This window comes from Tessaracoccus zhenghani (assembly GCF_054552775.1).
The window spans coordinates 2,432,946-2,457,575 of sequence record NZ_CM137275.1 but is presented as its reverse complement, the minus strand read 5'-3'; the positions used below and the strand labels follow the sequence as shown (position 1 = coordinate 2,457,575).

The 24,630-nt window shown below is 70.0% G+C and carries 20 protein-coding genes; 8 read left to right on the top strand and 12 right to left on the bottom strand.

The features are described from left to right. Positions 1 to 15: 15 nt before the first annotated feature. The 3 genes from ACX1DX_RS11640 to aat are packed head-to-tail and all read right to left on the bottom strand — an operon-like array spanning position 16 to position 2,810. Complete coding sequence (locus tag ACX1DX_RS11640; protein WP_459396732.1) at positions 16 to 1,200, bottom strand: alpha-amylase family glycosyl hydrolase; 1,185 nt, start codon at positions 1,198 to 1,200, stop codon at positions 16 to 18. A gap of 7 nt (positions 1,201 to 1,207) precedes the next feature. Further along, the gene (locus ACX1DX_RS11635; RefSeq protein ID WP_459396731.1) at positions 1,208 to 2,071 is read right to left on the bottom strand and encodes an Fpg/Nei family DNA glycosylase; all 864 of its coding nucleotides are present in this window, start codon (positions 2,069 to 2,071) and stop codon (positions 1,208 to 1,210) included. Beyond that, positions 2,064 to 2,810, bottom strand: coding sequence for a leucyl/phenylalanyl-tRNA--protein transferase (gene aat / locus ACX1DX_RS11630; protein WP_459396730.1), 747 nt, complete (start codon positions 2,808 to 2,810; stop codon positions 2,064 to 2,066). The genes ACX1DX_RS11635 and aat overlap by 8 nt, the downstream gene beginning before the upstream one ends. Positions 2,811 to 2,942: 132 nt before the next feature. Between aat and ACX1DX_RS11625 the strand changes: the two genes are divergently transcribed. Next, a complete protein-coding gene (locus ACX1DX_RS11625; RefSeq protein WP_083665571.1) occupies positions 2,943 to 3,623 on the top strand; it encodes an EcsC family protein in 681 nt (226 codons plus the stop codon). On the opposite strand, the gene alr is transcribed toward ACX1DX_RS11625, so the two are convergent. After that, positions 3,620 to 4,741, bottom strand: a complete 1,122-nt coding sequence (alr, locus tag ACX1DX_RS11620; RefSeq protein ID WP_459396729.1) for an alanine racemase — start codon at positions 4,739 to 4,741, stop codon at positions 3,620 to 3,622. The genes ACX1DX_RS11625 and alr overlap by 4 nt on opposite strands. A 91-nt stretch (positions 4,742 to 4,832) precedes the next feature. Between alr and ACX1DX_RS11615 the strand changes: the two genes are divergently transcribed. Then, positions 4,833 to 5,624: a DUF4282 domain-containing protein gene (locus ACX1DX_RS11615; RefSeq protein WP_459396728.1), complete on the top strand. Its 792-nt coding sequence runs from the start codon at positions 4,833 to 4,835 to the stop codon at positions 5,622 to 5,624. Positions 5,625 to 5,690: 66 nt separating this feature from the next. Here ACX1DX_RS11615 and ACX1DX_RS11610 read toward each other — a convergent pair whose 3' ends face one another. From ACX1DX_RS11610 to pdhA, 3 genes are read right to left on the bottom strand one after another with little or no spacing between them, the layout of a single operon-like run. Next, entirely contained in the window at positions 5,691 to 7,229 is a 1,539-nt protein-coding gene (locus tag ACX1DX_RS11610; protein ID WP_459396727.1) for a dihydrolipoamide acetyltransferase family protein, read from the bottom strand. Positions 7,230 to 7,245: 16 nt separating this feature from the next. Further along, positions 7,246 to 8,223, bottom strand: coding sequence for an alpha-ketoacid dehydrogenase subunit beta (locus ACX1DX_RS11605; RefSeq protein ID WP_076062458.1), 978 nt, complete (start codon positions 8,221 to 8,223; stop codon positions 7,246 to 7,248). Next, on the bottom strand, positions 8,220 to 9,311 hold the full coding sequence (gene pdhA, locus ACX1DX_RS11600) for a pyruvate dehydrogenase (acetyl-transferring) E1 component subunit alpha (RefSeq protein ID WP_459396726.1): 1,092 nt from the start codon (positions 9,309 to 9,311) through the stop codon (positions 8,220 to 8,222). Before pdhA ends, ACX1DX_RS11605 begins: the two co-directional genes overlap by 4 nt. Before the next feature lie 272 nt (positions 9,312 to 9,583). On the opposite strand from pdhA, the gene ACX1DX_RS11595 reads away from it, so the two are divergent. Then, positions 9,584 to 12,055 carry a bifunctional metallophosphatase/5'-nucleotidase gene (locus ACX1DX_RS11595; protein WP_459396725.1) on the top strand — a complete coding sequence of 824 codons (2,472 nt, stop codon included), beginning with the start codon at positions 9,584 to 9,586 and terminating at the stop codon, positions 12,053 to 12,055. 69 nt (positions 12,056 to 12,124) lie between these two features. On the opposite strand, the gene argF is transcribed toward ACX1DX_RS11595, so the two are convergent. Further along, complete coding sequence (gene argF, locus ACX1DX_RS11590) at positions 12,125 to 13,114, bottom strand: ornithine carbamoyltransferase (RefSeq protein WP_459396724.1); 990 nt, start codon at positions 13,112 to 13,114, stop codon at positions 12,125 to 12,127. 194 nt (positions 13,115 to 13,308) lie between these two features. Between argF and ACX1DX_RS11585 the strand changes: the two genes are divergently transcribed. Genes ACX1DX_RS11585 through ACX1DX_RS11570 form a run of 4 tightly spaced genes read left to right on the top strand, consistent with a single transcriptional unit; the run spans position 13,309 to position 16,386 of the window. Further along, positions 13,309 to 13,995, top strand: a complete 687-nt coding sequence (locus ACX1DX_RS11585) for a response regulator transcription factor (protein ID WP_182762935.1) — start codon at positions 13,309 to 13,311, stop codon at positions 13,993 to 13,995. Between the two features lie 32 nt (positions 13,996 to 14,027). Beyond that, positions 14,028 to 15,410 carry a sensor histidine kinase gene (locus tag ACX1DX_RS11580; RefSeq protein WP_459398214.1) on the top strand — a complete coding sequence of 461 codons (1,383 nt, stop codon included), beginning with the start codon at positions 14,028 to 14,030 and terminating at the stop codon, positions 15,408 to 15,410. After that, the gene (locus ACX1DX_RS11575) at positions 15,407 to 16,081 is read left to right on the top strand and encodes an AzlC family ABC transporter permease (RefSeq protein WP_459396723.1); all 675 of its coding nucleotides are present in this window, start codon (positions 15,407 to 15,409) and stop codon (positions 16,079 to 16,081) included. Before ACX1DX_RS11580 ends, ACX1DX_RS11575 begins: the two co-directional genes overlap by 4 nt. Continuing rightward, complete coding sequence (locus ACX1DX_RS11570) at positions 16,078 to 16,386, top strand: AzlD domain-containing protein (protein ID WP_076062443.1); 309 nt, start codon at positions 16,078 to 16,080, stop codon at positions 16,384 to 16,386. Before ACX1DX_RS11575 ends, ACX1DX_RS11570 begins: the two co-directional genes overlap by 4 nt. Before the next feature lie 17 nt (positions 16,387 to 16,403). Here the strand turns inward: ACX1DX_RS11570 and ACX1DX_RS11565 are convergent, their stop codons facing one another. Further along, positions 16,404 to 18,299: a hypothetical protein gene (locus ACX1DX_RS11565; RefSeq protein WP_459396722.1), complete on the bottom strand. Its 1,896-nt coding sequence runs from the start codon at positions 18,297 to 18,299 to the stop codon at positions 16,404 to 16,406. Between the two features lie 3 nt (positions 18,300 to 18,302). Then, positions 18,303 to 18,791 (bottom strand): SigE family RNA polymerase sigma factor, encoded by a 489-nt coding sequence (locus ACX1DX_RS11560; RefSeq protein WP_459396721.1) that lies wholly within the window; start codon positions 18,789 to 18,791, stop codon positions 18,303 to 18,305. An 83-nt stretch (positions 18,792 to 18,874) separates the two neighbouring features. Here ACX1DX_RS11560 and ACX1DX_RS11555 point away from each other — a divergent pair, with 83 nt between their 5' ends. After that, positions 18,875 to 19,429 carry a 4'-phosphopantetheinyl transferase family protein gene (locus ACX1DX_RS11555; RefSeq protein ID WP_459396720.1) on the top strand — a complete coding sequence of 185 codons (555 nt, stop codon included), beginning with the start codon at positions 18,875 to 18,877 and terminating at the stop codon, positions 19,427 to 19,429. On the opposite strand, the gene ACX1DX_RS11550 is transcribed toward ACX1DX_RS11555, so the two are convergent. Both ACX1DX_RS11550 and ACX1DX_RS11545 read right to left on the bottom strand, forming a co-directional pair. Further along, positions 19,401 to 20,696, bottom strand: coding sequence for a M1 family metallopeptidase (locus ACX1DX_RS11550; RefSeq protein ID WP_459396719.1), 1,296 nt, complete (start codon positions 20,694 to 20,696; stop codon positions 19,401 to 19,403). The genes ACX1DX_RS11555 and ACX1DX_RS11550 overlap by 29 nt on opposite strands. Positions 20,697 to 20,702: 6 nt before the next feature. Next, complete coding sequence (locus ACX1DX_RS11545; protein ID WP_459396718.1) at positions 20,703 to 24,575, bottom strand: Pls/PosA family non-ribosomal peptide synthetase; 3,873 nt, start codon at positions 24,573 to 24,575, stop codon at positions 20,703 to 20,705. Between the last annotated feature and the right edge of the window lie 55 nt (positions 24,576 to 24,630).

The following is a 24,630-nucleotide window of genomic DNA, read 5'->3' as shown; positions in this document are numbered from 1 at the left end:
ATGGTAGGGCCACCGCTAGGCGTCGGAGGCGATGTGGAGGTGTTCGCCCTCTCCGGTGACCCGGACGCCGGGCGTGGCCAGGTCGAGGTCGACGGTGAGCGCGCGACCCCCGTCGTACACGCGGTAGGTGAGGTGCTCGTTGGACTTGTCCAGCACCTCGACAGAGCCCGTGGCCAGCCACGGATGCCTGCGGCGCAGCGCCACGGCCGCACGGTAGTGGCGCCAGACGTGGGCACCCAGGCTGGACAGCCCGGCGGGGCTGTCCGGGAGGGGCGGGCGGATCTCGTCGTCGCCGTGCCAGGTCTCGGTCTTGGTGCCCGTGAAACCCTGCTCGTCGCCGTAGTAGATGCTGGGCGCGCCGGGCAGGGTCATCAGCAGGTAGGGCACCACCGTCGTGGCCCTCGGCACCCGGGTGGCGATGCGGGTGACGTCGTGGTTGCCGAGGAATGTGTTGGGGAGGAAGCGCTCGGCGAAGACCGCGTGCCGTTCGATGGCGTGCGCCAACTCCCACCCGTTCACATCCGTGAGGGAGCTCCAGATCCCCTTCCACAGCTCGTACTGCGTGAGCGTGGTGAGGGTGGACTCCCCGATGAAGCCGAGGTAGTCGCCGTGGATGACCTCGCCGATGAAGACGGCGTCTGGGAACTCCGCGCGGACCCGTTCGGCGGCCGCGCGCCAGAACGACGTGGGCACCGCATAGGCGACATCCAGTCGCCAGCCCGCAATGCCACGCCGCAGCCAGTGCAGCATGATGTCGACGACGAGGTCGAGCACTTCCGGGTTGCCGTGGTCCAGTTCGACGAGGGCGTCATGCCCCTCCCACCCCTTCGGCCGGTCGCCCTCCCACCTGACCAGTTCAGGGCGTTCGCCGACGAGGCGGTGCTCCCTGGCCACGTGGTTGAACACGCCGTCGAGGACGATGTGCATCCCTCGGGCGCGGGACTGCTCGACGAGGTGGTCGAAGTCGGCGTCGTCGCCGAGCCGGGCGTCGATCCGGTAGTGGTCCAGGGTGTCGTAGCCGTGCGACACGGACTGGAAGACCGGCCCGAGCAGCAGCCCGTTGCAGCCGAGTTCGACGGCGTAGTCCAGCCACGCGTCGAGCTTGCGGAGTCTGGGCGCGGGCGCCCCGTGCTCCGTGCGGATGGGGGCGCCGGTGGCGCCGAGGGGATAGACGTGCCACCAGATGGCGTGTTCGAGCATTGGGCTCCTACTTCAGTAGCCGCGACATACGTCGATCGGCCAGGGGTTTGCCGCCTGTTTGGCAGCCGGGACAGTACTGCAGGGACGAGTCTGCGAAGGAGATCTCCGCGATGGTGCTGCCGCAGACATCACACGCCTCGCCGGTGCGTCCGTGGACGCGCCTGCCGGCGCGTTTGGCGTCCTTGAGTTCGGCGATGGGGGTGCCGACAGCAGAGGCGAGCGCCTCCCGGAGCACCTCGTGGACGTGGGCGAAGAGGTCGTCGGCCTCCTCGGGTGACAGGGAGTTGGCGGCCTTGAACGGGCTCAGTTTCGCGGCGTGCAGGATTTCGTCGGAGTACGCGTTGCCGATGCCGGCCAGCACCTTCTGGTCGCGCAGCACGCCCTTCAACTGGGAGCGGCCGGCGCGGGTGAGCACCGCGCGGAAGTCCTCCGACGTGAACTCGGGCGCGAGCGGATCCGGGCCCAGCGCGGCGATGCCGGGCACCTCAGCCGGGTCCTCCACCACATAGATGGCCAGTCCCTTCTGCGTGCCGGCCTCCGTGATGCTGAAACCGGACCCGTCGTCCAGCACCATCCGCAGCGCGAGCCCGGACTTGCCACGACGGGCGGGGACGGTGGGGGCCACGTCGTGCCAGGTGAGCCAGCCGGCTCGGGCCAGGTGGAAGATGAGGTGGATGCCCTGGGCGTCGATGTCGACGAACTTGCCGTGCCGCGTCACCCCGGTGACCTCGAGGCCGGCCAGCGCGTCGAGGCCGATGCGGAAGGTCTTCAGCGCGGAGAAGCTCACGAGGTGGCCCTCGGTGATGATGCGTTCCCGCAGTTTCTCGTCGAGCGCGGCGGCCAGGGCCGCCACCTCTGGTAGTTCAGGCACGACGCTCCCCTCTCAGTTGCAGTGCCGCCCGTGCGCCGTCGTCGAAGGCGCGGAGCAGGTCTTCGCCGGCGACGGGGCCCAGGTTGTCCCATTCGAGGCTGGGATAGGCCATGGCGGGTGCGAGCTTGCGCAGGTAGTCGTTGCGGGGGATCTCGTAGGCCCCCAGTGAGCCGAGGTGCTCGGTGAGCCACTGTACGTCGAGGATCCCGACCCCGACGGCGCGCAGCTGGGTAACCAGGCGGATCAGGGCCACCTTCGAAGCGTCCCGGCCCCGCACGGGGTCGTGGAACATCGACTCCCCCGCGAACATCGCGCCCACGTGCACGCCGTAGAGGCCGCCGACGAGGGCGCCGTCGTCGGTCCACACCTCCACGGTGTGCACCCATCCGGCGTCGAACAGTTCGCGGTAGGCGGTACTGATGCGGCTGTCGATCCAGCCGTGCGGCCGCGACGGGTCCGCGCACCGGGCGAGCACCGCGTCGGGGTCCGAATCCACCGTGGTGACGTACCGCTTGGCGTTCTTCCGCAGGGAGCGCGTGACGTGCAGGCCCTCCACCGGCAGGATGCCGCGGCGCATCGGCGACCACCAGCCCATTTCCTGGTCGCCGGTGCCCAACGGCATGGGGAAGACGCCGCAGCGGTAGGCCTCCAGCGCCAGGGCAGCACTGAACTCCTCGGACCAGCCGATGAGATCCTGGCTCGGCCACTCATCTGGCCGGCCGAACGTGACGCCCAACATCACTCCAGTCTTGCAGGTGCCGGTCCAGATTGCGCCCCCTCCGGTGCACCCCCGGTTCGTCCCTGGTTCGTCCGGCGGGCTATCGACTCGGCTTGGCACGCGTGGCAAGCTGAATGCCATAAGGAGGCCTCCATGATGCAACCAAGCGATGCCGTGGCCGTGGCTGAGGGCCTGACCGCCGATGTCTTCCACCAACTGCTCGACCTCGCCATCCGGGGCAAGGGCAAACTGCCCGGCGCCAAGCACTCCGCCAAGCAGACCCTCCTGCGGCAGGGCGACTCCGAGGCGGCGATCCGCAGCCTCGTCAACACCCATATCGCCATGGCCGGCGGCCAGGGGTTCGCCACCAACTGGGGCGGCTTCTTCGTGTCGCTGGTGACGATCCCCGCCAACATCGCGGCGGCCTCGTTCCTGCAGGCGCGGCTCGTGGCGGCCATCGCGCACCTGCGCGGCTACGAACTCGACGACCCCCGGGTGCGCACCGCCATCCTGATGGTCATGCTGGGCCCCGGCGGGAACGCAGACCTGTTGGAGAAGGGCATCATCCCGTCCTCCCCCGCCACGGTGGCCACCGCCCCCGTCTTCGACGCGAAACTCGACAACCAGATCTCCAAGGCCCTCCTCGACCGTGCGATGAACCAGATGACCGGCAAGCGCCTGGGGGTCTGGGTGGGCAAGCGCATCCCGCTCGTGGGCGGTGGCGTCGGTGCCGCCGTCGACGGGTGGTCCACCCGGACGATCGCGATGCACGCCCTCACAGAACTCCCCAGCCGGCGCCGGAAGCTCAGCGGCGGCATCGTCGAAACGGGTTAGCCGAAGTACTCCCTGGGCACGCGCGCCGCAATCAGGCACGTCACCTCATAGGTGATGGTGTCCATGAGTTCGGCGACCTCCTCGACGCCCAGCCGCTCGGTGCCGCTGGTGCCCATGAGCACCACCTCGTCGCCGACGCGCACGGAGGGGTCCTCCGGGCCCAGGTCGAGCATCGTCTGGTCCATGCACACCCGCCCCACGACCGGGTAGGAACGACCGTCGATGAGCATCCGTCCGCGGGAGGACAGGAGGCGCGAGTAGCCGTCTCCGTACCCGACGGCGACGGTGGCGATCCACGTGTCGCGCGGCGCCGTCCACGTGCGGCCGTACCCCACCGATTCCCCGGCAGCGACACGCTTGACGAAGTTCACCCGGGAGACCCAGGTGCCCACGTCGCGCAGCTCGCGGCTGGGCGGAGTCTCGACGTCCGGGTACGAGCCGTAGATCATGATGCCGGGCCGCACCATCGTGGTGCGGCCGAGGTCGTGCCCGAGCACCGCCCCCGAGTTCGCCGCGTGCACCCACTCGACGGGAGCCACCGCCCCCTCGATCTGGGCGACCACCTCGTCGAAGAGGGCCAGTTCTGAGCGGGTGAAGTCGTCACCCGCGGACACGTCGCTGACGGGCAGGTGCGTGAAGACGCCGCCCAGGTGCAGGCTCCCGGAATCCGCGATACGGCGCGCCAGCTCGACGGCGTCCCGGGGCTCGGCGCCAACCCTGCGCATGCCGGTGTCGATCTTGAGGTGCACGTCCGCCACCAGCCGGCCGGCCTTGGCGGCCGCGGCCGCCTCGTCGATCCCCTCAACCGTGCCGACGGACAGGGTGACGGCGGCGCGCAGCGCGGCGGGCAACTCGTCGGCGAAGGTGGGGGTGAACTTCAGGATGGGCAGCGTCACGCCGGCCGCCCGGAGCTCCTCGGCCTCCGCCGTCAGGGCCACGCCCAGCCACTCCGCCGAGCCGCGCTCCTGGATGCTGCGCGCCACCGGCACCAGCCCGTGTCCGTAGGCGTTGGCCTTGACCGCGGCGAGGATCGCGCGGTCGCCGCTCAGTTCGCGCACGGTGGCCAGGTTTGCGTGGATCGCGTCGAGGTCGACCCGGAATGTGGTGGGAGACGCCATGGGTCAACTATTGCGCACGCCGGAGACGGCGCGCGCACAGGCACGGATGACGTCCGCGACGCTGGTCCGGGGTCGTGGCAGACTTCATTGCATGTCTAACCAACAGTGGAACACCGGCCAGGGCGGCGACTACCCGCCCCAGAAGCCGGAAAGTGGCGCAGCAGAACAGCCCACCACCCAGCACGACTGGGCGCAGCAGCAGGCTGACTGGACACAGCAGGGCCAGACCTCCGCCACCGAGTGGGGGCAGCCGCAGCAGCCCGCCGTCGGTCAGGACTGGCAACAGGCGCAGCCGCAGCCCGGCGCGGGAGACTGGCACCAGGCCCAGCCGCAGCCCAGCGCGGGAGACTGGCACCAGGCCCAGCCGCAGCAGCAGCCCGTCCAGGACTGGAACCAGCAGGACTGGAACCAGCAGCAGGGCTGGGACCAGCAGCAAGCCTGGCAGCAGCAGCAGACCCAGCAGCAGAACTGGGACCAGCAGACGCAGCAGAACTGGGACCAGCAGCAGGGCAACTACCCGGCCGGCACCGGCTACACCGGCCAGTGGCAGGGTGGGCCCGCGCCCCTCCCCGCGGAGAAGAAACCCAGCCCCTTCGACTTCGGGTTCAAGCGCGCGTCGCTGCCCGGCTCCGCCGGCCTGATCTTCCTGGTGGGCACCATCGGCATCGCCGTGTGGTGGCTGTTCCAGCTGATCGAGTCCTTCAGCTACGTCGTGGAGTACCCGCTGGACCTCTTCATCACCCTCTTCGGCACGGCCGGCCTGGCGGTGTTCGGCATCATGATGCTGCGCGCCGTGCTCGAGGTCGGCGTCGCCGCCGCAGGCCTGCTGAGCAGGCAGGACACCACGGAAGCCGCCCCGGCGGAGGAGACCCCCCAGGTCTGAGTGGCACCACGGAGAAGGGGCGGAAGCGCAACGCTTCCGCCCCTTCTGCCTGTCCGGCGCACGGTGTCAGTAGAGCAACGCCAGGGCCGGTTCGGCGAGGATCGACGCCACGTCGTGCAGGAACCGCGAGCCCTGCTCACCGTCGATGATCCGGTGGTCGAAGGCGACGGCCAGGGTGGTGACCCACCGCGGCTCCACGCGCTCGTTGTGGCCCTCGCCCACCACCCACGGCCGGCGCTGGATGGCGCCCATGCAGAAGATGGCCGATTCGTTGCCGTTGATGATGGGCGTGCCCGCGTCGATGCCGAAGACGCCGACGTTGGTGATGGTGAAGGTGCCGCGGGCGTAGTCGCCGGGCTGGAGTTTGCCCTCGCGGGAGACCTGCACCAGCTGGTTGATGGCCTGGCACAGCTGCAGCAGGCCCAGCCGCTGCGCACCCTTGATGTTGGGCACCATCAGCCCGCGCGGCGTGGCCGCGGCGATGCCGAGGTTCACGTCGGCGTGGTAGACGATCTCGTGGGTGTCGGCGTCCCAGCTCGTGTTGAGGTCCGGGTTGCGGCCGAGCGCCAGGCAGATGGCCTTCGCGTAGACCAACAGCGGCGACACCCTCAGCCCGGCGAACTCGCGCCGCTCCTTGAGCGTCTCGACGAAATCCATCATGCCGGTGACGTCGACGGTGATCCATTCGGTGACGTGCACCTTGGTGCTCACCGAGCGGACCATGTTCTCCGCCGTCACCTTGCGCACGCCCTTGATGGGGACCCGCCGCTCCGAGCGACCCTGGAACGGGTCGAAGCCGCCGAGCCCCTCCGTCGGCCCGAAGCCGCCGCCGTTGGCGGTGTGCGAGTCGCGGGGTGTGCCCTGGAAGCTGGCCTGGTCGTTGATGATCCGGCCCTGCCGGGGCTGTTCGTCCAGGTAGCTGAAGGCGGCGGCGGCCTCGACGTCGCGTCGGGTCACGGTGCCGTCGGGGCCGGTGCCCACCACGGTGCTCAGGTCCACGCCCAGGTCCTTGGCGTACTTGCGCACCGGCGGCTTGGCCTTGGAATCGCCTGGGTCCGACGCCAGCACCAGGGTGGATTCCGACGGGGCGGTGCCCGGCGTGGGCAACGGATCGCCGGTGGCCTGCGCGTGCACGGCCTCGGCCGGGTGCACCTCGTCGGGGCGACGGCCGGGCTCGTGCTGGCCGTAGGCAGCCGAGAGCGCCTCGCTGGTCTGGTTGACCTCGGAGGGGCTGCTCTGGTGGCGACGACGACGGCGTGTCGACGGCGTGTCGGACGCGCCGTATCCCACCAGGTTGGGGCCTGGTGCCTCGTCGGCGTCGTCGGCATCGTCCTGCGGCGGGACGGCGGGCGTGGCCTCAGCGGGCGCGCCGTCCTCGATCTCAACGACCGGGGTGCCGATGTCCACCGTGGTGCCCTCGGCGACGAGCAGCGCGGTGACGGTGCCCGCGTAGGGGGACGGCAGCTCGACGAGCGACTTGGCGGTCTCGATCTCGACGAGGACGTCGTTGACCTCGATCACGTCACCGACGGCGACGCGCCACGCGACGATCTCGGCCTCGAGCAGGCCCTCGCCCGGATCGGGAAGCAGGTACTGGCGCAACATGGGTGCTCCTTCGGGCTCAGAATGCGAGGGACTGGTCGACGGCGTCGAGGATGCGGTCCACGGAGGGGAGGAACTCCTCCTCCACCCGCGACGGCGGGTAGGGCGTGTCGTAGCCGGTCACCCGCAGTACAGGCGATTCCATCACGTAGAACAGGTCCTGGTGGAGGCGGGCTGCGATCTCAGCGCCGAGGCCCAGGCTCAGCGGGGCCTCGTGCACCACGATGGCGCGCTTGGTGCGGCGCACCGACGACATGATCGTGACCCAGTCCACGGGGCTGAGGCTGCGCAGGTCCACCACCTCCAGCGAGGTGCCCTCCTCTGCGGCGACGGCGGCCGCGTCGAGGCAGGTCTTCACCATGGGGCCGTAGCAGAGCAGCGTCGCGTCGGTGCCGTAGCGGGTGATGGAGGCCTGGTGCATCGGCTCCGGGCGCGACGCGAAGTTGACCACGCTCTTGGTGTGGTAGCGGCGCTTGGGCTCGAAGAAGACCACCGGGTCGTCGGACTGGATGGCCTGCTGGATCATCCAGTAGGCGTCGTTCGAGTTCGAGCAGGTGACCACCTTGAGGCCAGGCGTGTGCGCGAAGTACGCCTCGGGCGACTCCGAGTGGTGCTCGATGGCGCCCACCCCGCCGCCGTACGGCATCCGGATCACCATCGGCATCCGGGTCTGGCCGCCCGTGCGGGCGTGGAGCCGGGCCACCTGGGTGACGATCTGGGCGAACGCGGGGAACACGAACCCCTCGAACTGCATCTCGACGACGGGGCGGTAGCCGCGCATCGCCAGGCCCACGGCGGTGCCGACGATGCCGGATTCGGCGAGCGGGGAATCGATCACCCGGTTCTCACCGAACTCGGCCTGCAGGTTCTCCGTGATGCGGAACACGCCGCCGAGCTTGCCGATGTCCTCGCCAGCGAGCAGCACCTTCGGGTCTGCCTGGAGGGCCCGTCGGAGGCCCCGGTTGAGGGCCTTCGCCATGGTGAGTGTCTCGGTCATGCGTCCTCCCCGGCGGCGACGTAGTTGTGGTACTCGCGGCGCTGCGCCTCGAGCGCGACGGAGGGCTCCGCGTAGACGTTGGCGAACACGCTGTCCATGGTCACCGACTCGAACGTGGTGATGCTGGCCCGGAGGTCGACGCCGAACTGCCTGGCCTCGTCGTCCATCTGCGCGAACCACTCGTCGTCGATGGCGCCCTCGTTGCGCAGGTAGGTGGTGAGGCGCGAGATGGGGTCGCGGCCCTTCCACTCCTCCTCCTCCGCGCCCGTGCGGTACTTCGTCGGGTCGTCGGAGGTGGTGTGGGCGCCCATGCGGTAGGTGAACGCCTCGATGAACGTGGGGCCCTCGCCGTTGCGGGCGCGCTCCAGGGCCCAGTCCGTGACGGCCTTCACGGCGAGCACGTCGTTGCCGTCCACCTGCACGCCGGGGAAGCCGAAGCCGCGGGCGCGTTCGTACAGCGGGATCCGGCTCTGCAGCGCGATGGGCTCGGAGATGGCCCACTGGTTGTTCTGGCAGAAGAAGACCACCGGCGCGTTGTAGGACGCGGCGAAGACGTAGGCCTCGTTGACGTCGCCCTGGCTGGAGGCACCGTCGCCGTGGTAGGCGATGACGGCGGCTGGCTCGTCGGCGTCCGGGCCGACCGCGCCGTCGAACTGCAGGCCCATCGCGTAGCCGGTGGCGTGCAGCGTCTGGCAGCCGATGACGATCTGGTAGTTGCGGAACTTCTCGAGGTTGTCCCAGTTACCGTGGTCCGTGCCGCGGAAGAGGCGCAGGAAGTTGGTCATCGGTACGCCGAGCACCATCGCGACGGCGTGCTCGCGGTAGCTGGGGAACACCACGTCGGCGGGGCGCACCGCGTGTGCCGAGCCCACCTGCGCGGCCTCCTGGCCGAGGAGGGGCGGCCACATGCCCAGTTCGCCATGACGCTGGAGGGCCGTGGCCTCGGCGTCGAAGCGCCGGGCGAGGATCATGTCGCGGAGGTAGCCGACGAGGTCGTCGATGCTCCCGCTGAATTCGAAGTCGTCATTGTGTACCCGTTGCCCGTCGGGGGTGAGCAACTGCACCATGTCGTGGCTCTGACCGCGCACGCGGCCTCCTTCCGGTCTCAACCTACGTAACCGTAACTTACGCCAGCGTAGCTTAGGCTCCCGTCGCCCCTCCGTTGCCCCCGGCTCCACAGCTTGCCCCTATCTGTTGTGGGAACCTCACAAGCGACGCGCCACGACCCCTTACGGGTGACTTTGTAGTGAAGGGAACGTTAACAATCGGTTACGGGCTTGACCTTCCTGTGACAAGGCTCAAGAGTGACAACTAGCCACCCGGGGGGTGGCGGTCTTAATGCCCACAGCATCGGAGAGACATGACCAACACCTTCACACGAGCGACTGCGTCGTTCGCCGCCACCGTGTTGGTGGCGAGCGGACTAGCTTTCGCCACCTCCACACCCGCGGACGCCGCCATCAGCGCGTGCGTCGCGCCCACCGACACCGTCAGCGTATTCGGGTTCAACGATTTCCACGGCCGTATCGGAGCAGCAGCGAAGCTGTTCACCCCCGTCGAGGACGCGCGCGCCACCGTTGGCGTTGACAACGTGCTGCTCCTGAGCAGCGGCGACAACATCGGCGCCTCGCTCTTCGAGTCGATGATCGCCGACGACAAGCCCACCCTGGACATCCTCAACGCCATCGGCCTCGACGTGAGCACCGTCGGCAACCACGAGTTCGACAAGGGCTGGGCCGACCTGTCCGGCCGCGTCGACTCCGGTTCGAACTTCGACTACCTCGGCGCCAACGTCTACGCCGCGGGCACGACCACCGTCGCCGCTCCGTTGAAGGCGTACGAGACCTTCGAGAAGGGCGGCGTCACCATCGCCGTCGTGGGCGCTGTCACCGCAGACACCCCGTCGCTGGTGGACCCGTCCGGCATCGCCGACCTCGAGTTCGGCGATCCGGTCGAGGCCGTCAACCGCGTCACCGCTGAGCTGCTCGACGGCGATAGCGCCAACGGCGAGGCCGACATCGTCATCGCATCCTTCCACGAGGGCGCGGCCAACGGCTCGCTGAGCGCCGCCGAGAATGCCGCCAACTCGGAGACCTTCGACGCCATCTACAACGACGTGGACCCGCGCGTCGCGGCCATCTTCAACGCCCACACCCACCAGCTGTACAACTGGGTGACCACCGGCGGTGTCCCCGTCATCCAGGCCGCCTCCTACGGCAGCCCCCTCGCGCAGCTGGACCTCTCCGTCGACTCGGACACCGGTGGCCTCTGCGACACCACGGTGACCATGGTGTCGCCACCGGCCGTCGCCGGTACCACCCCGGCGATCACCGCGATCAACGCGATCGTGACCGCGGCCAACGCGTTCGCTGCGGAAGAGGGCCAGCAGGTCATCGGTTTCGCCGACGAGGCCATCTCGACGCCCACCGGCAACGCCGACAAGCGCGACACCGAGTCCCCCATGAACAACCTCGTGGCGCAGATGTTCTTCGAGGTCCTGGGCGATGCTGATGCCGACAACTTCATCGGCATCCAGAACCCCGGTGGTACGCGCGATTCGTTCAACGCAGGCGACATCACCTACCGCGAGGCTGCTCTGACGCTGCCCTTCGCCAACTCGCTGTTCACCACGCAGATCACCGGCGCGCAGTTCAAGACGGTGCTCGAGCAGCAGTGGCAGCGCAACACGGCCGGTGAGGTCCCGTCGCGCCCGTTCCTGCAGCTCGGCCTCTCGGACAACGTGTCCTACACCTATGACGAGTCGCTGCCTGAGGGCGATCGCATCACCTCGATCAGCGTCAACGGCCAGGCCATCGACATGGACAAGCTCTACACCGTCGGCGGCGCCTCGTTCCTCATCGCCGGAGGCGATAACTTCCGCGAACTCGGCAAGGGCATCAACACCGCCGACACCGGTTGGGCCGACCTCGAGGCATGGGTCACCTGGGTGGGCTCACACGAATCGCTGTCGCCCGACTACTCGAAGCGCGGCGTCTCCGCCCAGCTCCCGGCCACCAACGTCCTCGTCGAGGGTGGCGCGGGCCTGACCTTCACCTTCGGCCTGCCGCTCGAGGGGGGCGTCGCCCAGCAGACGCTGGACATGTACCTCGAGGCCCTCGTGAAGGACGGCGTCGCCCTCCCGGTGTCGCCTGATCTGGCCAACACCGAGATCGTCGCCTTCATCGGCGACGTCGAGGTCGGCTCCGGAACCGTCACCGACGGCGTGGCCACCATCACGGTCACGCTCCCCGTCGGCACCGAGGCTCCGGCCGGTGCGCAGGTCCTCACGTTCGTCGTGCTCGACTCCGGGACGATCATCGATTTCCCGGTCACGGTGGAACTGAAGGCGAAGCCTGAACCGACGCCCACACCGACGCCGACTCCCACGCCGACGCCGGCCCCCGAGTTCAAGCGGACCGCCCCGTACACCCTCGCGGGCGAGCACAACCTCAACGGTCGCCTGTGGCGCACCACCTGCGAGCCCTACTCGCAGACCGAGCGTTGCCGCACCGAGATCTGGGCCAGCACCATCAAGATCGTCGACGGCAAGTTCGTCCAGACCAACGGCTGGGCGTTCAACAACCTGACCTACCTGCCGGCCAAGCGCTCGCTGTGGGGCAACAACCCGCTGGCGAACACAGGCTCGTGGACCGCCACCGACGGACGTCAGTGGAAGACCGAGTGCGGCACGGCCGCCACCGGTCGCGACGGTTGCCGCTCGTACGCCATGGCGACCGTCTACAAGGCCGTCGCCGGCGAGAAGAGCGGCTATGTCTTCTCGCAGAGCAACGAATGGGTGTTCAACAACATCGTGATGTTCGCCAAGAACTGATCGGTTGAAACCGGCAAGGGCCGGGCTTCCCCAGTGGAAGCCCGGCCCTTTGCCGTGCCGTGGCGCCGGTCAGCCCGCGAGCGTGGCGACCAGCACCGCCTTGATGGTGTGCATGCGGTTCTCGGCCTGGTCGAAGACGACGCTGGCCGGCGACTCGAACACCTCGTCGGTCACCTCGACACCCGTGAGGCCGAACTGGTTGAAGAGGTCCTGCCCCACCGTCGTGTTGAGGTCGTGGAACGCGGGGAGGCAGTGCATGAACTTCGCGCCGGGCCCGGCCTTGGCCATGAGCTCCGCGTTGATCTGGTAGCCGCGCAGCAGGTCGATGCGCTCGGCCCAGACCTCCTTGGGTTCACCGAGCGAGACCCACACGTCGGTGTAGAGGAAGTCTGAGCCCTCGACGGCGTCCGTGTCGTCGGTGATCGTGATGCGCCCCCCGCTGGCCTCCGCGAGGCGGCGCGCCTCGGCGACCACCCCCTCGGCGTTCTGCTGCTGCGCCGGGGCGATCATCCGCACGTCCATGCCCATGAGGGCGCCGCTGATCAGGAGCGAGTTGCCGACGTTGTTGCGCGCGTCGCCGAGGAAGGCGAACGAGATCTCATTGAGGGGCCTCCCGGCGTGCTCCATCATGGTGAGCTGGTCGGCGAGCATCTGCGTGGGGTGCCAGTCGTCGGTGAGTCCGTTGTAGACCGGCACACCGGCGTGCTCCGCCAGGGTCTCGACGACGGCCTGGCCGGAGCCCCGGTACTCGATGCCGTCGTACCACCGGCCCAGGACGCGGGCGGTGTCGGCGGCCGACTCCTTGTGGCCGATCTGGGACCCGGAGGGATCGAGGTAGGTGGTGGTGCCGCCCTGGTCCGCCATCGCCACCTCGAAGGCGCAGCGCGTGCGGGTGGAGGTCTTCTCGAACAGCAGCGCGACCTGCTTGCCCACCAGGCGTTGCTCCTCGCGGCGCTCACGACGGGCGGCCTTCAGCTCGCCGGAGAGCTCCAGGAGGGAGCGCCACTCGTCGGCGGTGAAATCGAGTTCCTTGAGGAAGGAGCGGCCGAGCAGGCTCATGGTGTCGCCTTTCGCTGAGTTCGGAAGCTCACAGAATATGCCCGGCCCATGCCCGGCGCGGACGCCGTCCGGCGATGTCGCCATCGCTGAACGGGCCAGACGACGACCTGGCAGGCGCGCGTCGCCGGTGCATGGTTGAATCAGAGACGCAGGTAGGATGACATCTCGTCCGGCGAAGATGACAGGGTGGGGCTATGCAGATCTTGGTGGTTGACGACGATCAGGCCGTCCGCGATTCCCTGGCACGTTCCCTGACCTACTCCGGTGACGAGGTGCAGACGGCCGCTGACGGCGTCGAAGCCCTCGCGAGGCTCGTGAACTGGCAGCCAGACGCGATCATCATGGATGTCATGATGCCCCGGCTCGACGGGCTGGAAACCACCCGCATGCTGCGACAGGGCGGCAACGACATCCCCATCCTCATCCTGACGGCGCGCGACGCCGTGGGCGACCGCGTCGACGGCCTGGACGCCGGCGCCGACGACTACATGGTCAAGCCCTTCGCGCTCGACGAGCTCCTCGCCCGCCTCCGGGCGCTCACCCGGCGCTCGAAGCCCGCCACCGAAGCTGAATCAAAGGTCCTGACGTTCCAGGACGTCACGCTCGACACGCAGCACCGGGAGGTGACGCGCGACGGACAGAACATCTCGCTGACGCGCACAGAGTTCGCGCTGCTGCAGGTGTTCATGGAGAACCCCCGCCGGGTGATGGAGCGCAACACGCTGCTCAACGAGGTCTGGGGCTTCGAGTTCCCAACGACGGCGAACTCGCTCGAGGTGTATATCGGCTACCTGCGCCGTAAGACTGAGGCCGGCGGCAGGTCGCGCCTCATTCACACGGTGCGCGGGATCGGTTACGTCCTCCGTGAAACGCCCCCGTGATCTGGAGTTGGTGGATCCGTCTCCGACGCGGGATCGGTCGTCTCGTCAGCGGCCAGTCGCTCCAGTGGCGCCTGGCGCTGCTGACCGCCGTGTGCGTGGCCGCGTCGGTGCTCGTGGTGGGCGGCGCCTCCTTCGTCACCACCCGGTGGTCCCTGCTGGAACAGCTTGACGAGGAACTCGTGCAGGTGGCGCAGAACGCCTCCAGCACGGTGTCGCTCGACGTGGCGACCCTGGGCGGCCTGTCGCCCGATTCACTCGGTTCCTCCGGCGGCCTGCTGGGCGTGGTCTCCGCGAGGGGCACGATCAGCCAGGTGTCGGGCCAGCGCGAGACGCTGTACGCAGGCCCGGAGGAGATCGCGATCGCGCGCCTGAACTCCGGTTCGTCAGCGCGCAGCGTCGAGTTCGAGGGGCAGACCTACCGCATGGTGTCGGTGCCGATGCGGGTGGAGGGCGAGTATTACGCCGTCATGTACGCGCGCCCGCTGACGGCCCTCGAGGCCACGCTCGGCTCGCTGTGGGTGGTGCAGTTCGTCGCCGGCATGCTCGGCATCCTGACCACCACCGCCGCCGCGCTGTGGGCCGCCCGGGCTGTGTTGGCACCGGTGCGCCGGCTCTCGCGGGCGGTGAAGTCCGTCACCCAGACCGATCAGCTGAACCCCATCCGCATCTACGGACGCGACGACCTGGGCGAACTCACCATCTCCTTCAACACCATGCTGCGGTCGCTCCAGCAGTCACGGGAGCAGCAGCGCCAGCTGATCGCCGACGCCGGGCACGAGCTGCGCACCCCGCTCACGTCGATGCGCACCAACGTCGAGCTACTCCTGGCCGACGACAACACGGGCATGTTGCCAGAGGGCGCCCGCTCCGAGGTGCTCGGCGACGTGGCCGCCCAGCTGGGCGAGTTCTCCGCCCTCGTCGGCGACCTCGTCGCGCTCACCCGCGACGACCACCTGCAGCGACACCACGAGCTGCTGGACATGGCAGAGGTCACGGAGTCCGCGCTCGCGCGGGCGGCGCGACGGGGCCCCAACCTGCACTTCGACGTCGCGCTCGAATCCACCCCCGTGATGGGCGACGCCTCCACACTGGAGCGCGCCATCACGAACCTGCTCGACAACGCCGTGAAGTTCTCCCCGTCGGAGGCCACCATCCGGGTGTTCCTGATGGACGGGACGCTGACGATCATCGACCAGGGGCCGGGCATCGAGGAAGAGGACCTGCCCAACATCTTCGACCGGTTCTACCGCTCGGACAAGGCGCGCAACACCCCCGGCACCGGCCTGGGCCTGTCCATCGTGGCCCACACCGTTGAGGCCCACGGCGGCACGGTGAAGGCCAGCAACGATCCCGACGGCGGCGCGCGCTTCACCATGCGCCTGCCCGTCGTCGAGTTGAGCGAGCAGTACGAGTGAAGGCCCTGACTCCCGCGCAGAAGCGCGGGCTGTCCGTTGGGCTGGCCACCGGGCTGTACGGCATCTCCTTCGGCGCCCTGGCGGTGGTGGCCGGCCTGTCGGTGTGGCAGGCCTGCGCGCTGAGCCTGCTGATGTTCACCGGTGGCTCCCAGTTCGCCTTCATCGGGGTGCTGGGCGGCGGCGGTTCACTCGGGGCGGCCACCACCGCGGCCTCACTGGTGGGGGTCCGCAACGCGGTCTACGGCGTGACGGCCAACGCGATGCTGCGCCCGCACGGCTGGCGGAAGGTTGCCGCGGCCCAAGTGACCATCGACGAGTCCATCGCGGTGGCGTCCGGCACCAAGGACAGCGACGAGGAGCGGCGCGGCTTCTGGGCCGCGGGCCTGGGGGTGTTCGTGCTGTGGAACCTCTTCACGCTCCTGGGCGCGCTGGCAGGTAACGCCTTGGGCGACCCCAAGGTGTGGGGCCTCGACGGAGCCGCCGTCGCCGCGTTCCTCGGCCTCCTGTGGCCCCGGCTGAAGGGCCGCGACCCCATCGTGATCGCGGTGCTGGCCGCCGTGGTGACCGTCACGGTGGCACCCGTGGTTCCCGGGGGTATTCCGATCATCCTCGCCGCAGTGGTGGCCATCGTGGTGACGGTGCTGCAGACCAGGAGGGTCAACGCGCAATGAGCCTGTGGATCTGGATTCTGGTGGCCTGCCTGATCGCGTTCGGCACGAAGTTCGTGGGCTACCTCGTGCCCGAGCGGTGGTTGGAGAACCCGTGGGTGCTGCCGCTCAGCCACGGCGTCACCGTCGGGCTGTTGGCCAGCCTGGTGGCCGCGAACACGTTCGTCACGGGCCAGGAGGTGCGGCTCGACGCGCGGGTCGTGGCCCTGCTGGCGGCCGCCGTCGCGCTGCGGCTGAAGGCCCCGTACCTGGTGGTGGTGGTCGTCGGCGCCGTCGCGGCCGGTGTCGCCCGCCTGCTGGGGGGTTAGCAGGCGGGCGACGCGGGTCAGCCCTCAGTGCGCATGGTGGCGAGAACCTCGAGGAGTTGGGAGCGCTCCACCTCGGTCGGCGTCCAGACGCCCTGCTCGCCGGTGACCTCGTTGATGAACGTCACCGCGGCGGCGTTCGGCCCGACGTTGCCGCTGAGCGGGTCACCGAACTGGTTCAGCATGATGAGCCTCGGGAGCCCCGTGGGCCAGCCCGCGTGCTGGGGCTGGAGCGGGTCGATGGGGTCCAGCCGGCTCTGCCCCATGGCCAACACCAGCTCGGGCGGCAACGCCACCTCGCGGGGCGCCACGTCGAAGCCCTCTGTGCCCTTGGGGAGGCCGCACGCCACGCCCGTGGTCAGCTCGGCCCGCTGCACGGGCAGCACCGAATCCAGCCGCGGCGCGTAGCCGTTCTCGTCGTAGGGCGAGCAGAGGGCCACCTCGTCGGTGAAGGGCTGCGGCGTGGCCTCTCGCTGCGCCTGCCACAGGGCCAGGACGTCGTCGACCAGTTGGCCCCCGCCCTCGCGGGTGCCCGCCACAAACTGGCAGTTGACGGTCTCCATGGCGATGACGCGACGCTCGCCGTCGGCGTAGTCGAGCACCACGTGGTAGGTGGGGCCGCCCACCTCCGTGCAGGCGTCGGCAGTCGAGACCGGCAGCCCGTTGATCGCCTCAACGATCCGGTCGGGCTGCGTCGTCAACGGCTCGACGGGGCCAACGCCGCCGAAGCCACGGGGGTCGCCGCAGAACCAGGCCCGCTGCACGCCGCCGGGCAGGATGTCGGTGGGCCCGAGCGTGTCGGGCGACAGGACGCCGCCCACGACGTCGGCGCACACCTGCGGCAGCAAACCCTCCAGGGGCTCCTCGGGGAGGGGCGCGGAGGTGGGGTCGACGGTGGGCTGGGCGGTTGGCCCCGGCAGCTGGGCGAGGAAGTCATCGATGCGCTGGCGCAGCGCTTCCGGCATGGTCCAGGTGCGGTAGGCGGAGTCGTGGTGCCACGCCAACCCGTCGCCCCACCGGAGCAGGGCGACGGGGTCGCCGGCGGCGGTCAGCAGCACGAACTCCGGCGCGCCGAAGATCAGCGGCTGCCGACCGTCGGAGGTGAAGTCGGCAGCGACGGAGGCGAGCATGTCGTCGGTGATGTCCGCGGGGAGTTCCACGGGTATCCCGTCGACGCAGGCCAACGCGCGGGTCAGGCGTGCCGGGTCCACCTCGGACCACAGCGACTGGCTCGTCCCGGTGCATGAGACGTCGATGCCGTTCCACGCCGTGGCCTTGTCGTCGCGCTGGGCGGCCCAGAGCTTCTCGAGCGTAGCGAGGTACGCGTCGCCACCCTCGCGGAACCCGCCCGTGTAGTCGACGGCGTCCACCAGTTCGCCGCAGCCACCCATGCGGACGCCCCTGAGGGTGCCGTCGGGATACTCGGCCACCGCGGTGAACGGCAGGTGGAAGCCACCCATGCAGTCGAGGACGCCCTCGGAGCGCGCCAGGGCGTTGAAGCTGTCCAGCGCCTCGGCCACGCGCTGCCCCTCGAGGGGTTCACTGGCGCCGACGAAGGCGACCGGGTAGCTGTCGCTGGCGGGGGCGCCGCACAGCCAGAGGCGGGCCGCGTCGGCCGGGAGGTCGCCGTCGACGAGCGGTTCGGCGCCGGTCAGGCCGCAGGCCTCCGGGATCCATGCCGCGGAGGGCTCGGGCGGCGCGGTGGTGGGGGCCGGCGAGGCGACGATGTCGCGGGGGTCGCCCGACAGCTGAGTCACCAGCGGGACGGCGAGAGCCGTCACGGCCACCACCGCCGCGGCTGCGGCGGCGACGCGGCGGCTGCGCGCCTTGCGGCGGGCGCCGTCGGCCCAGCCCTTCGCGTTGGGGCGAGGCGGTAGCGAGCGGCGCATCGCGTCGGAGAGTTCGTTCTCGTTCATGTCTCAGTCCTTCAGGTGCGGCGACCGGCGCAGGGCGGCGAGGCCGCGCGAGGCGTGGGAGGCGACGGTGCCCTCGGGGAGACGCAGCACTTCGGCCACCTGACGGATGGGCAGGTCGTCGAAGTAGCGCAGCACGAGCACCGTTCGTTGGAGGCGCGGGAGGTTCGCCAGGGCGCGATGCAGATCCGGGTCGGCGATCTCGTCGGGCGCACCCCGTTCGGGAGCCTCCTCGGTGGGCAGTTCGGAGCGCCAACTCCGCCGTCGCCACCATGACACGAACGTGCGGTACATGGTGGTGCGGACGTAGCTCTCGAAGTGGCGGTTGCTATCGAAGGTGGCGTAGCGCTGGTAGGTCTTCGACAGCGCGGTCTGCACGAGGTCCTCGGCGTGCTGGTGGTCACCGGTCAGCAGCCAGGCAGACCAGTAGAGCTCGCCAGCACGTTGCTCGACGTACTGATCGAATCCCGCCGTCGCGGACTCGAACCGGGTCATCACTGCCTCCATGTCCATCTATACGCCACAGGCCCACGGTTTCCATGCAGGCAGTGATGAATCGGCTCCCGTAGGCTGCGCACATGTCCCTGACCGTCGGCGAGACCACCATCCGGGTCGCTCACGGGGATGGCGATGCCCACGACCTGCTCATCAAGGCGGTGGCGGAGGCCCGTCGCCTCGATCCGGCCGATCTCCGCGTAAGCCACCGGTGCCATCATTGCGGGAGTGCTGCCCACGGCGTTCCCACGCTGACCCTTCACGGCGAGACCCTTCCGCTCGCCGTCAGCCTCTCCAGGGCCGACGGTGTGGTACTCGTCGCCTTCGGCCGCGCCGCTGCGCTCGGGGTGGACATCGAGGCAGCTGAGGCGGCCGCGGACCCGGCGTTGGACCGCGTGCTGCGCCACCGCATCGAAGCCCCCTACCCGGATGCCGCGGCCCGCACGGCTGCCTGGGTGCGGAAGGAGGCCGCGCTCAAGGCCTGGGGCTGCGGGCTCCACGTGGAGCCGTCATCCGTCCAGGATCTGGGTGGGGCCGCCGTCGCCCCTGGACGGCCGCCCGTGACCCTGACCGACCTGCCGGTCGAGGGCTACCAGGCGGCGCTGGCGGTCATTGCGGGGCCGGCAACTTCTTGCTGAACAGCCAGGCGTCGAAGAGCGCGGTCAGCTTCTGCTGGGCCACCTCTTCCGCCAGGGCGATGAAATCGTCCGTCGACACGACGCCGAACCGGTGTCGCACGTTCCACTGCCTCAACACGGTGAAGAACCGCTCCTCCCCCATCTCCGTCCGGAGGGCGTGCAGGGTGAGGGCGCCGCGCTTGTAGATCCAGTCGTCGAACATGCGCGCCGGCCCCGGGTCCACGAGCGGGCCGGGCACCGCCAGGGCCGCCAACCGCCGCCAGTGCTCCTGGGCGTGCGACGCCGAGTGCCGCCCGCCGGAGGCCTCGGACCACAGCCATTCGGCGTAGCAGGCGAAACCCTCGTGCAGCCAGATGTCGCTCCAGTTGCCGACGGTGACGCTGTTGCCGAACCACTGGTGCGCCAACTCGTGGGCGACGAGCCGCTCATTGGCCCAGCCGGCAGCCGCGTGATTGGCGCCGAAGATGCTCATGCCCTGCGCCTCGAGGGGGATCTCGAGCGCGTCCTCGGTGACCACGGCCCGGTACCCGCCGAACGGATAGGGACCGAACATCTCCTCGAACACCGTGACCATCTCGCCCTGCCGCTCGAAGGCGCTGCCCACGCCCACGTTGACGAGGGGCGGATGCACGATCTCCACGGGCACGCTCGCCCCGGACGCGACGGGTCGCGACACCCCAACGCCGATGTGCAGCGCCGCGAGGTAGGTGGGCATCGGCTCCGGCTGGTCGAAGACCCACTGGTGCTGACCACCGCGCGCGACGTGCTCGACCACGGTGCCGTTACCGGAGGCCCAGTACGACCCGGCGTACTTCACGGCCACCCGGTAGCTGGCCTTGTTCGTCGGCCGATCGTTGCACGGGAACCACGACGGCGCCCCGTACGGCTGCGACGACACCAGGGTGCCGTCGGTCAGCTCCTCCCAGCCCGCGCCGCCGAACAGGCCGGGCACCGGCTTGGGTTTGCCCGAGTACTTCACCGAGACGGCGAACGGGCGCCCCGCCTTCACGGGCTTGGCCAGCTTCACCGTCAGCCGCGCGCCCTTGTGCGTCACCTTGGCCGGGGCGGCACCGTCGACCAGCACCTTGTCGGCCTTGAGCGAGTGGAGATCGAGCTGCACGTCCGTGAGGTCGGCCAGCGCCACACACGTCAGTTCGGCCTTCGCCGTGAGGCGGTTGGTGGTCACGTTGCAGGCGAGGTCCAGGCTGTAGTGGGTGACGTCGAAACGCTCATCCCCGTGCCCGAATGCGTAATCGGCGGGTTTCATCGGGGCCTATCCTGTCACGCTCGACGCGGCGACCGGCACGTCCTCGTCCTCGATCCACGGCGCGATCGGGTTGCCGATCCACCGCGTGCCGTCGGGGACGGACTCGCCGCGCATCACCAGGGAGCCGGGCCCGATCGTCGCGAACCGCCCGATCACGGCCGCCGGCAGGATCACCCCGTTGGGCCCCAGGGTGGATCCGGCCCGCATCGTGACGAGATCCAGGCTCAGCACCCGGTCGTGGAACAGGTGGGTCTGCACCACGCAGCCACGGTTGACGCTGACCCCGTCGCGGAGTTCGATGAGATCCGGTTCCGGCAGCCAGTAGGTCTCGCACCAGACACCGGACCCGATCCGGGCGCCCATGGCCCGGAACCACAGACCGAGCAGCGGGGTACCCGTGACCACGCGCGCGAACCACGGGGCGGCGATCTGCTCGACGAAGGCGTCGGCGAGTTCATTGCGCCACACGAACGAGCTCCACAGTGGGTGCTCGGCCTTGGTGACCTTGCCGACGAGCGCCCACTTCACACCGGTGGCGATGGCCACACCGACGACACCGGTGGCCGCCAGCACGACACCCGACAGGGCAACGGCCAGCAGCCAGTGCGTCGACGCCAACGTGAGCAGGGCGGCAACGGCAAGGAGCCTCAACCCGGCGTCGAACCAGGAGGCAGTGAGCCGGCACAGTTCCACCAACGCGCGCTGAACCTTCACCGCGGTGGGCGGCTCGAAGGTGCGGCTCTCGTCACCGGCGCCGGTGTCGCGGCGCAGCTTCGACGGTGGGCTGCCGATGTAGGAGGTGCCGCGCTTGGCCAGTTGTCGCCGTGGCGCGGCGGACAACACAGCCACCAGCGACCCCTTGGGTACCCGGCGGCCCGGCGCGGCCATGCCGGAGTTGCCGAGGAAGGCCCGGCGGCCGATCTTCACGTTATCGATGCGGAGCCAGCCGCCGCCCAGCTCGTAGCAGCCGAGCAGGGTGTCGTCGGCGAGGAAGGCGCCCTCGGCGACGGTGGTCAGCCTGGGCTGCAGCAGCACGGTGGACGCCTCGACGCCCGGCCCGATCTTCGCGCCGAGCGCGCGCAGCCAGGCAGGGGTCCAGGTGGAGGCATAGAGACCGAACAGCCAGGTGCGGGCTTCGTCGAGGATGCGGAAGATGGCCCAGGCGCGCCAGGCCGGCCCGCTCTCGGTGGGGAAGTGGCCGGGGCGCTGGCCGCGACCCAGGAGGCGCACGAGGCCCAGGATGACCAGCGCCACCACGGCGAGGCTTGCGGTCACGGACAGCGGCAGCCAGGCGAGGGCCCGGCCCAGCGCCTGGGCCAGGGATTGGGCCCCCGAAAGCGCGGGCCACACCACGGCCAACCCGACGAGCACACCGAGCACGGGGATGAGGGAGATGACGTGGCTCATGGCCGCGTACGCCGCCTGCCAGGCAGGTCTGCGCGAGGGCAGCTTCTCGTCCCAGGGGCCTCGGTTGGCGCCGACGTGCTGGGCCGGCGCGCCGGACCAGAACTCGCCGTCGGGGACGTGCCCGGTGACGGTGGAGCCGGGCGCGACCTCCGCGCCCCGGCCGACCACGGCGCCGGCCACCAGGGTGCTGCGGGCGCGCACCACGGCCCTGGCCTCGACGACGACGGGGCCGAGGTGGAGGGTGTCGCCGTCGAGCCAGTGGCCGGTGAGGTCCACTTCCGGCTCCAACGAGCAGCCGTTGCCGAGCGTGAGCATGCCGGTGACGGGCGGGACGGTGTGCAGGTCCACGTCGCGGCCGATGTCGGCGCCCAGCAGGCGGGCGTACCACTTCATCAGCGGCGCTCCGGCCACGCTGGCGGCGCCCAACTCGTCCGCGATGCGCTCCGCGAGCCACAGGCGCAGGTGGGTCTTGCCGCCGCGGGGGTAGGCACCCGGGCCGATGCCGGCGAGCACCACCCGCACCGCTCCCGCGGCCAGCAGCATCCGCCCCGGCGCGAAGATGAACAGCAGCCAGCCGAGCAGCACCAGAAGCCAGGGGGCGGTGGGCACCCAGTCCAGCCCGAGGAGCGCGCCGATGTTGGCCCCCAGAGCGACATAGGTCAGCCAGCGCAGCCCGGCGAGCGTCCGCAGCGGCAGCAGCGCGATGATCTGCCCCATCTGGGTCTTGCGCGGGACGGGGCGCACGTTGGCGTTGAGCCGGGAGCGCGGGGCCTCCATCGCGTCGACGTAGGCCGCGAGGCCTGCCAGCGTGGGGTGGTCGTAGATGTCAGCCACCGTCACCTCGGGCTGCCGCTCGCGGACCCGTGCCACCATCTGGGCCGCGGTGAGGCTGCCACCGCCCAAGGTGAAGAAGTCGTCGTCGACGGAGGCGACAGCCGCCCCGAGCACGTCCTGCCAGAGGTCGCGCAGCCAGGCCTGGGTGCCGGCGAGGGCGAGTTGGTCGTCGGGCGAGCTGGGCAGGGGCCACGGGAGCGCGTCGCGGTCGATCTTGCCCGAGGTCCGCGTCGGCAGGTCGTCGACGACGGCGAGCCGCGGCACCATGGCGGCGGGCAGGCCGGCGCGTAGCTGTTCCATCGCGTCGCTGAGCGTGAAGGCGGGGGTGACCGTGACGTAGCCGACGAGCAGCGTGTTCCCCGAGTCCGTCTTGCGGACCGCCGAGGCCGCGGCCGTGACATCCGGCAGGTCCAGGAGGGCCGAGTCGATCTCGCCCAGCTCGATGCGACGGCCGCCGACCTTCACCTGGTCGTCGGCCCGGCCCTGGAAGAGGAGGCCTGCGGGGTCGAAGCGGACGAGGTCGCCGCTGCGGTAGGCGCGGTCCCAGCCGAGCGTGGGCATGGGCGCATACTTCTCCGCGTCCTTGGCCGGGTCGAGGTAGCGGGCCAGGCCGATGCCGCCGATGATGAGCTCGCCCAGCTCCCCCTCCTCCACCTGGTGCCCGTCGGGGTCGACGACGGCCAGATCCCAACCGTCGAGGGGGAGGCCGATGCGGACCGGCTCGTTGGGGAGGACTTGTGCGGCGCACGCCACCACTGTCGCCTCGGTGGGACCGTAGGTGTTCCACACCTCACGGGTGGGGGTGGCGAAGCGCAGCCCGATCTCCGGCGGGCAGGCTTCGCCGCCGAGGATGAGCAGGCGGACCCCGGCGAGCGCCTCCGCGGGCCAGAGCAACAGCAGCGTCGGAACGGTGGAGACGACGGTGAGCCGGTTGGCCTCGAGCCACGGCCCGAGGTCCATGCCGCTCTTGACGAGCGACCGCGGCGCGGGCACGAGGCAGGCGCCGTAGCGCCAGGCCAGCCACATCTCCTCGCACGAGGCGTCGAAGGCGACGGAGAGTCCGGCCATGACGCGGTCGCCGGCGTTGATGGGGTCGTCGACGAGGAACAGCCTGGATTCGGCGTCGACGAAACCGGCGGCGCTCCGGTGGGTGACCGCGACACCCTTGGGCTTGCCGGTGGAGCCTGAGGTGAAGATCACCCAGGCGTCGTCGGTGAGGCCGGGGTCGCCTGCTGACGGTGCTTCTGCGCGGGAGGCCAGCCAGGCGGCGGGTCGCACGACCAGGCCGTCGCTGAGGACGGCGGCCACGTGCGCCTCGTCGAAGACGGTGTGGGCCCGCTCGTCAGGGTCGTCGGCGTCGACCGGCACATAGGCCGCGCCGGCGACGAGGATGCCCATGATGGCGATGTACAGATCGAGCGTGCCGGAGGCGATGCGCACGCCCACTTTGTCGCCGATGCCGACGCCCCGGGCGGCGAGGTCGTCGGCCACGGCATTGGCGGCCTCGTCGAACTCGGCATAGGTCAGCGATGCGGCGCCGTTGTCCAGTGCGGGCTCGTCCGGGTACAGCGCCACCGTCTCGCGGAAGATCTCGACGAGGGTTCGGGGCGGTGGGGCGAGCTCGCTGCGCAACAGCATCCGGTGGGTCTCCTCAGTCAGGTGGGCGGAGTCACCCTACTGACCCGAGGTGTCC

Excerpts from the sequence above, each read along its gene's own strand:
- ACX1DX_RS11625 (WP_083665571.1), top strand. The coding sequence starts at position 2,943 with ATGATGCAACCAAGCGATGCCGTGGCCGTGGCTGAGGGCCTGACCGCC.
- ACX1DX_RS11570 (WP_076062443.1), top strand. The coding sequence starts at position 16,078 with ATGAGCCTGTGGATCTGGATTCTGGTGGCCTGCCTGATCGCGTTCGGC.
- aat (WP_459396730.1), bottom strand. The coding sequence starts at position 2,810 with ATGTTGGGCGTCACGTTCGGCCGGCCAGATGAGTGGCCGAGCCAGGAT.
- alr (WP_459396729.1), bottom strand. The coding sequence starts at position 4,741 with ATGGCGTCTCCCACCACATTCCGGGTCGACCTCGACGCGATCCACGCA.
- ACX1DX_RS11555 (WP_459396720.1), top strand. The coding sequence starts at position 18,875 with ATGTCCCTGACCGTCGGCGAGACCACCATCCGGGTCGCTCACGGGGAT.
- ACX1DX_RS11605 (WP_076062458.1), bottom strand. The coding sequence starts at position 8,223 with ATGACCGAGACACTCACCATGGCGAAGGCCCTCAACCGGGGCCTCCGA.
- ACX1DX_RS11560 (WP_459396721.1), bottom strand. The coding sequence starts at position 18,791 with ATGACCCGGTTCGAGTCCGCGACGGCGGGATTCGATCAGTACGTCGAG.
- ACX1DX_RS11640 (WP_459396732.1), bottom strand. The coding sequence starts at position 1,200 with ATGCTCGAACACGCCATCTGGTGGCACGTCTATCCCCTCGGCGCCACC.
- ACX1DX_RS11545 (WP_459396718.1), bottom strand. The coding sequence starts at position 24,575 with ATGCTGTTGCGCAGCGAGCTCGCCCCACCGCCCCGAACCCTCGTCGAG.
- ACX1DX_RS11615 (WP_459396728.1), top strand. The coding sequence starts at position 4,833 with ATGTCTAACCAACAGTGGAACACCGGCCAGGGCGGCGACTACCCGCCC.
- ACX1DX_RS11550 (WP_459396719.1), bottom strand. The coding sequence starts at position 20,696 with ATGAAACCCGCCGATTACGCATTCGGGCACGGGGATGAGCGTTTCGAC.
- ACX1DX_RS11565 (WP_459396722.1), bottom strand. The coding sequence starts at position 18,299 with ATGAACGAGAACGAACTCTCCGACGCGATGCGCCGCTCGCTACCGCCT.
- ACX1DX_RS11610 (WP_459396727.1), bottom strand. The coding sequence starts at position 7,229 with ATGTTGCGCCAGTACCTGCTTCCCGATCCGGGCGAGGGCCTGCTCGAG.
- argF (WP_459396724.1), bottom strand. The coding sequence starts at position 13,114 with ATGAGCCTGCTCGGCCGCTCCTTCCTCAAGGAACTCGATTTCACCGCC.
- ACX1DX_RS11585 (WP_182762935.1), top strand. The coding sequence starts at position 13,309 with ATGCAGATCTTGGTGGTTGACGACGATCAGGCCGTCCGCGATTCCCTG.
- ACX1DX_RS11595 (WP_459396725.1), top strand. The coding sequence starts at position 9,584 with ATGACCAACACCTTCACACGAGCGACTGCGTCGTTCGCCGCCACCGTG.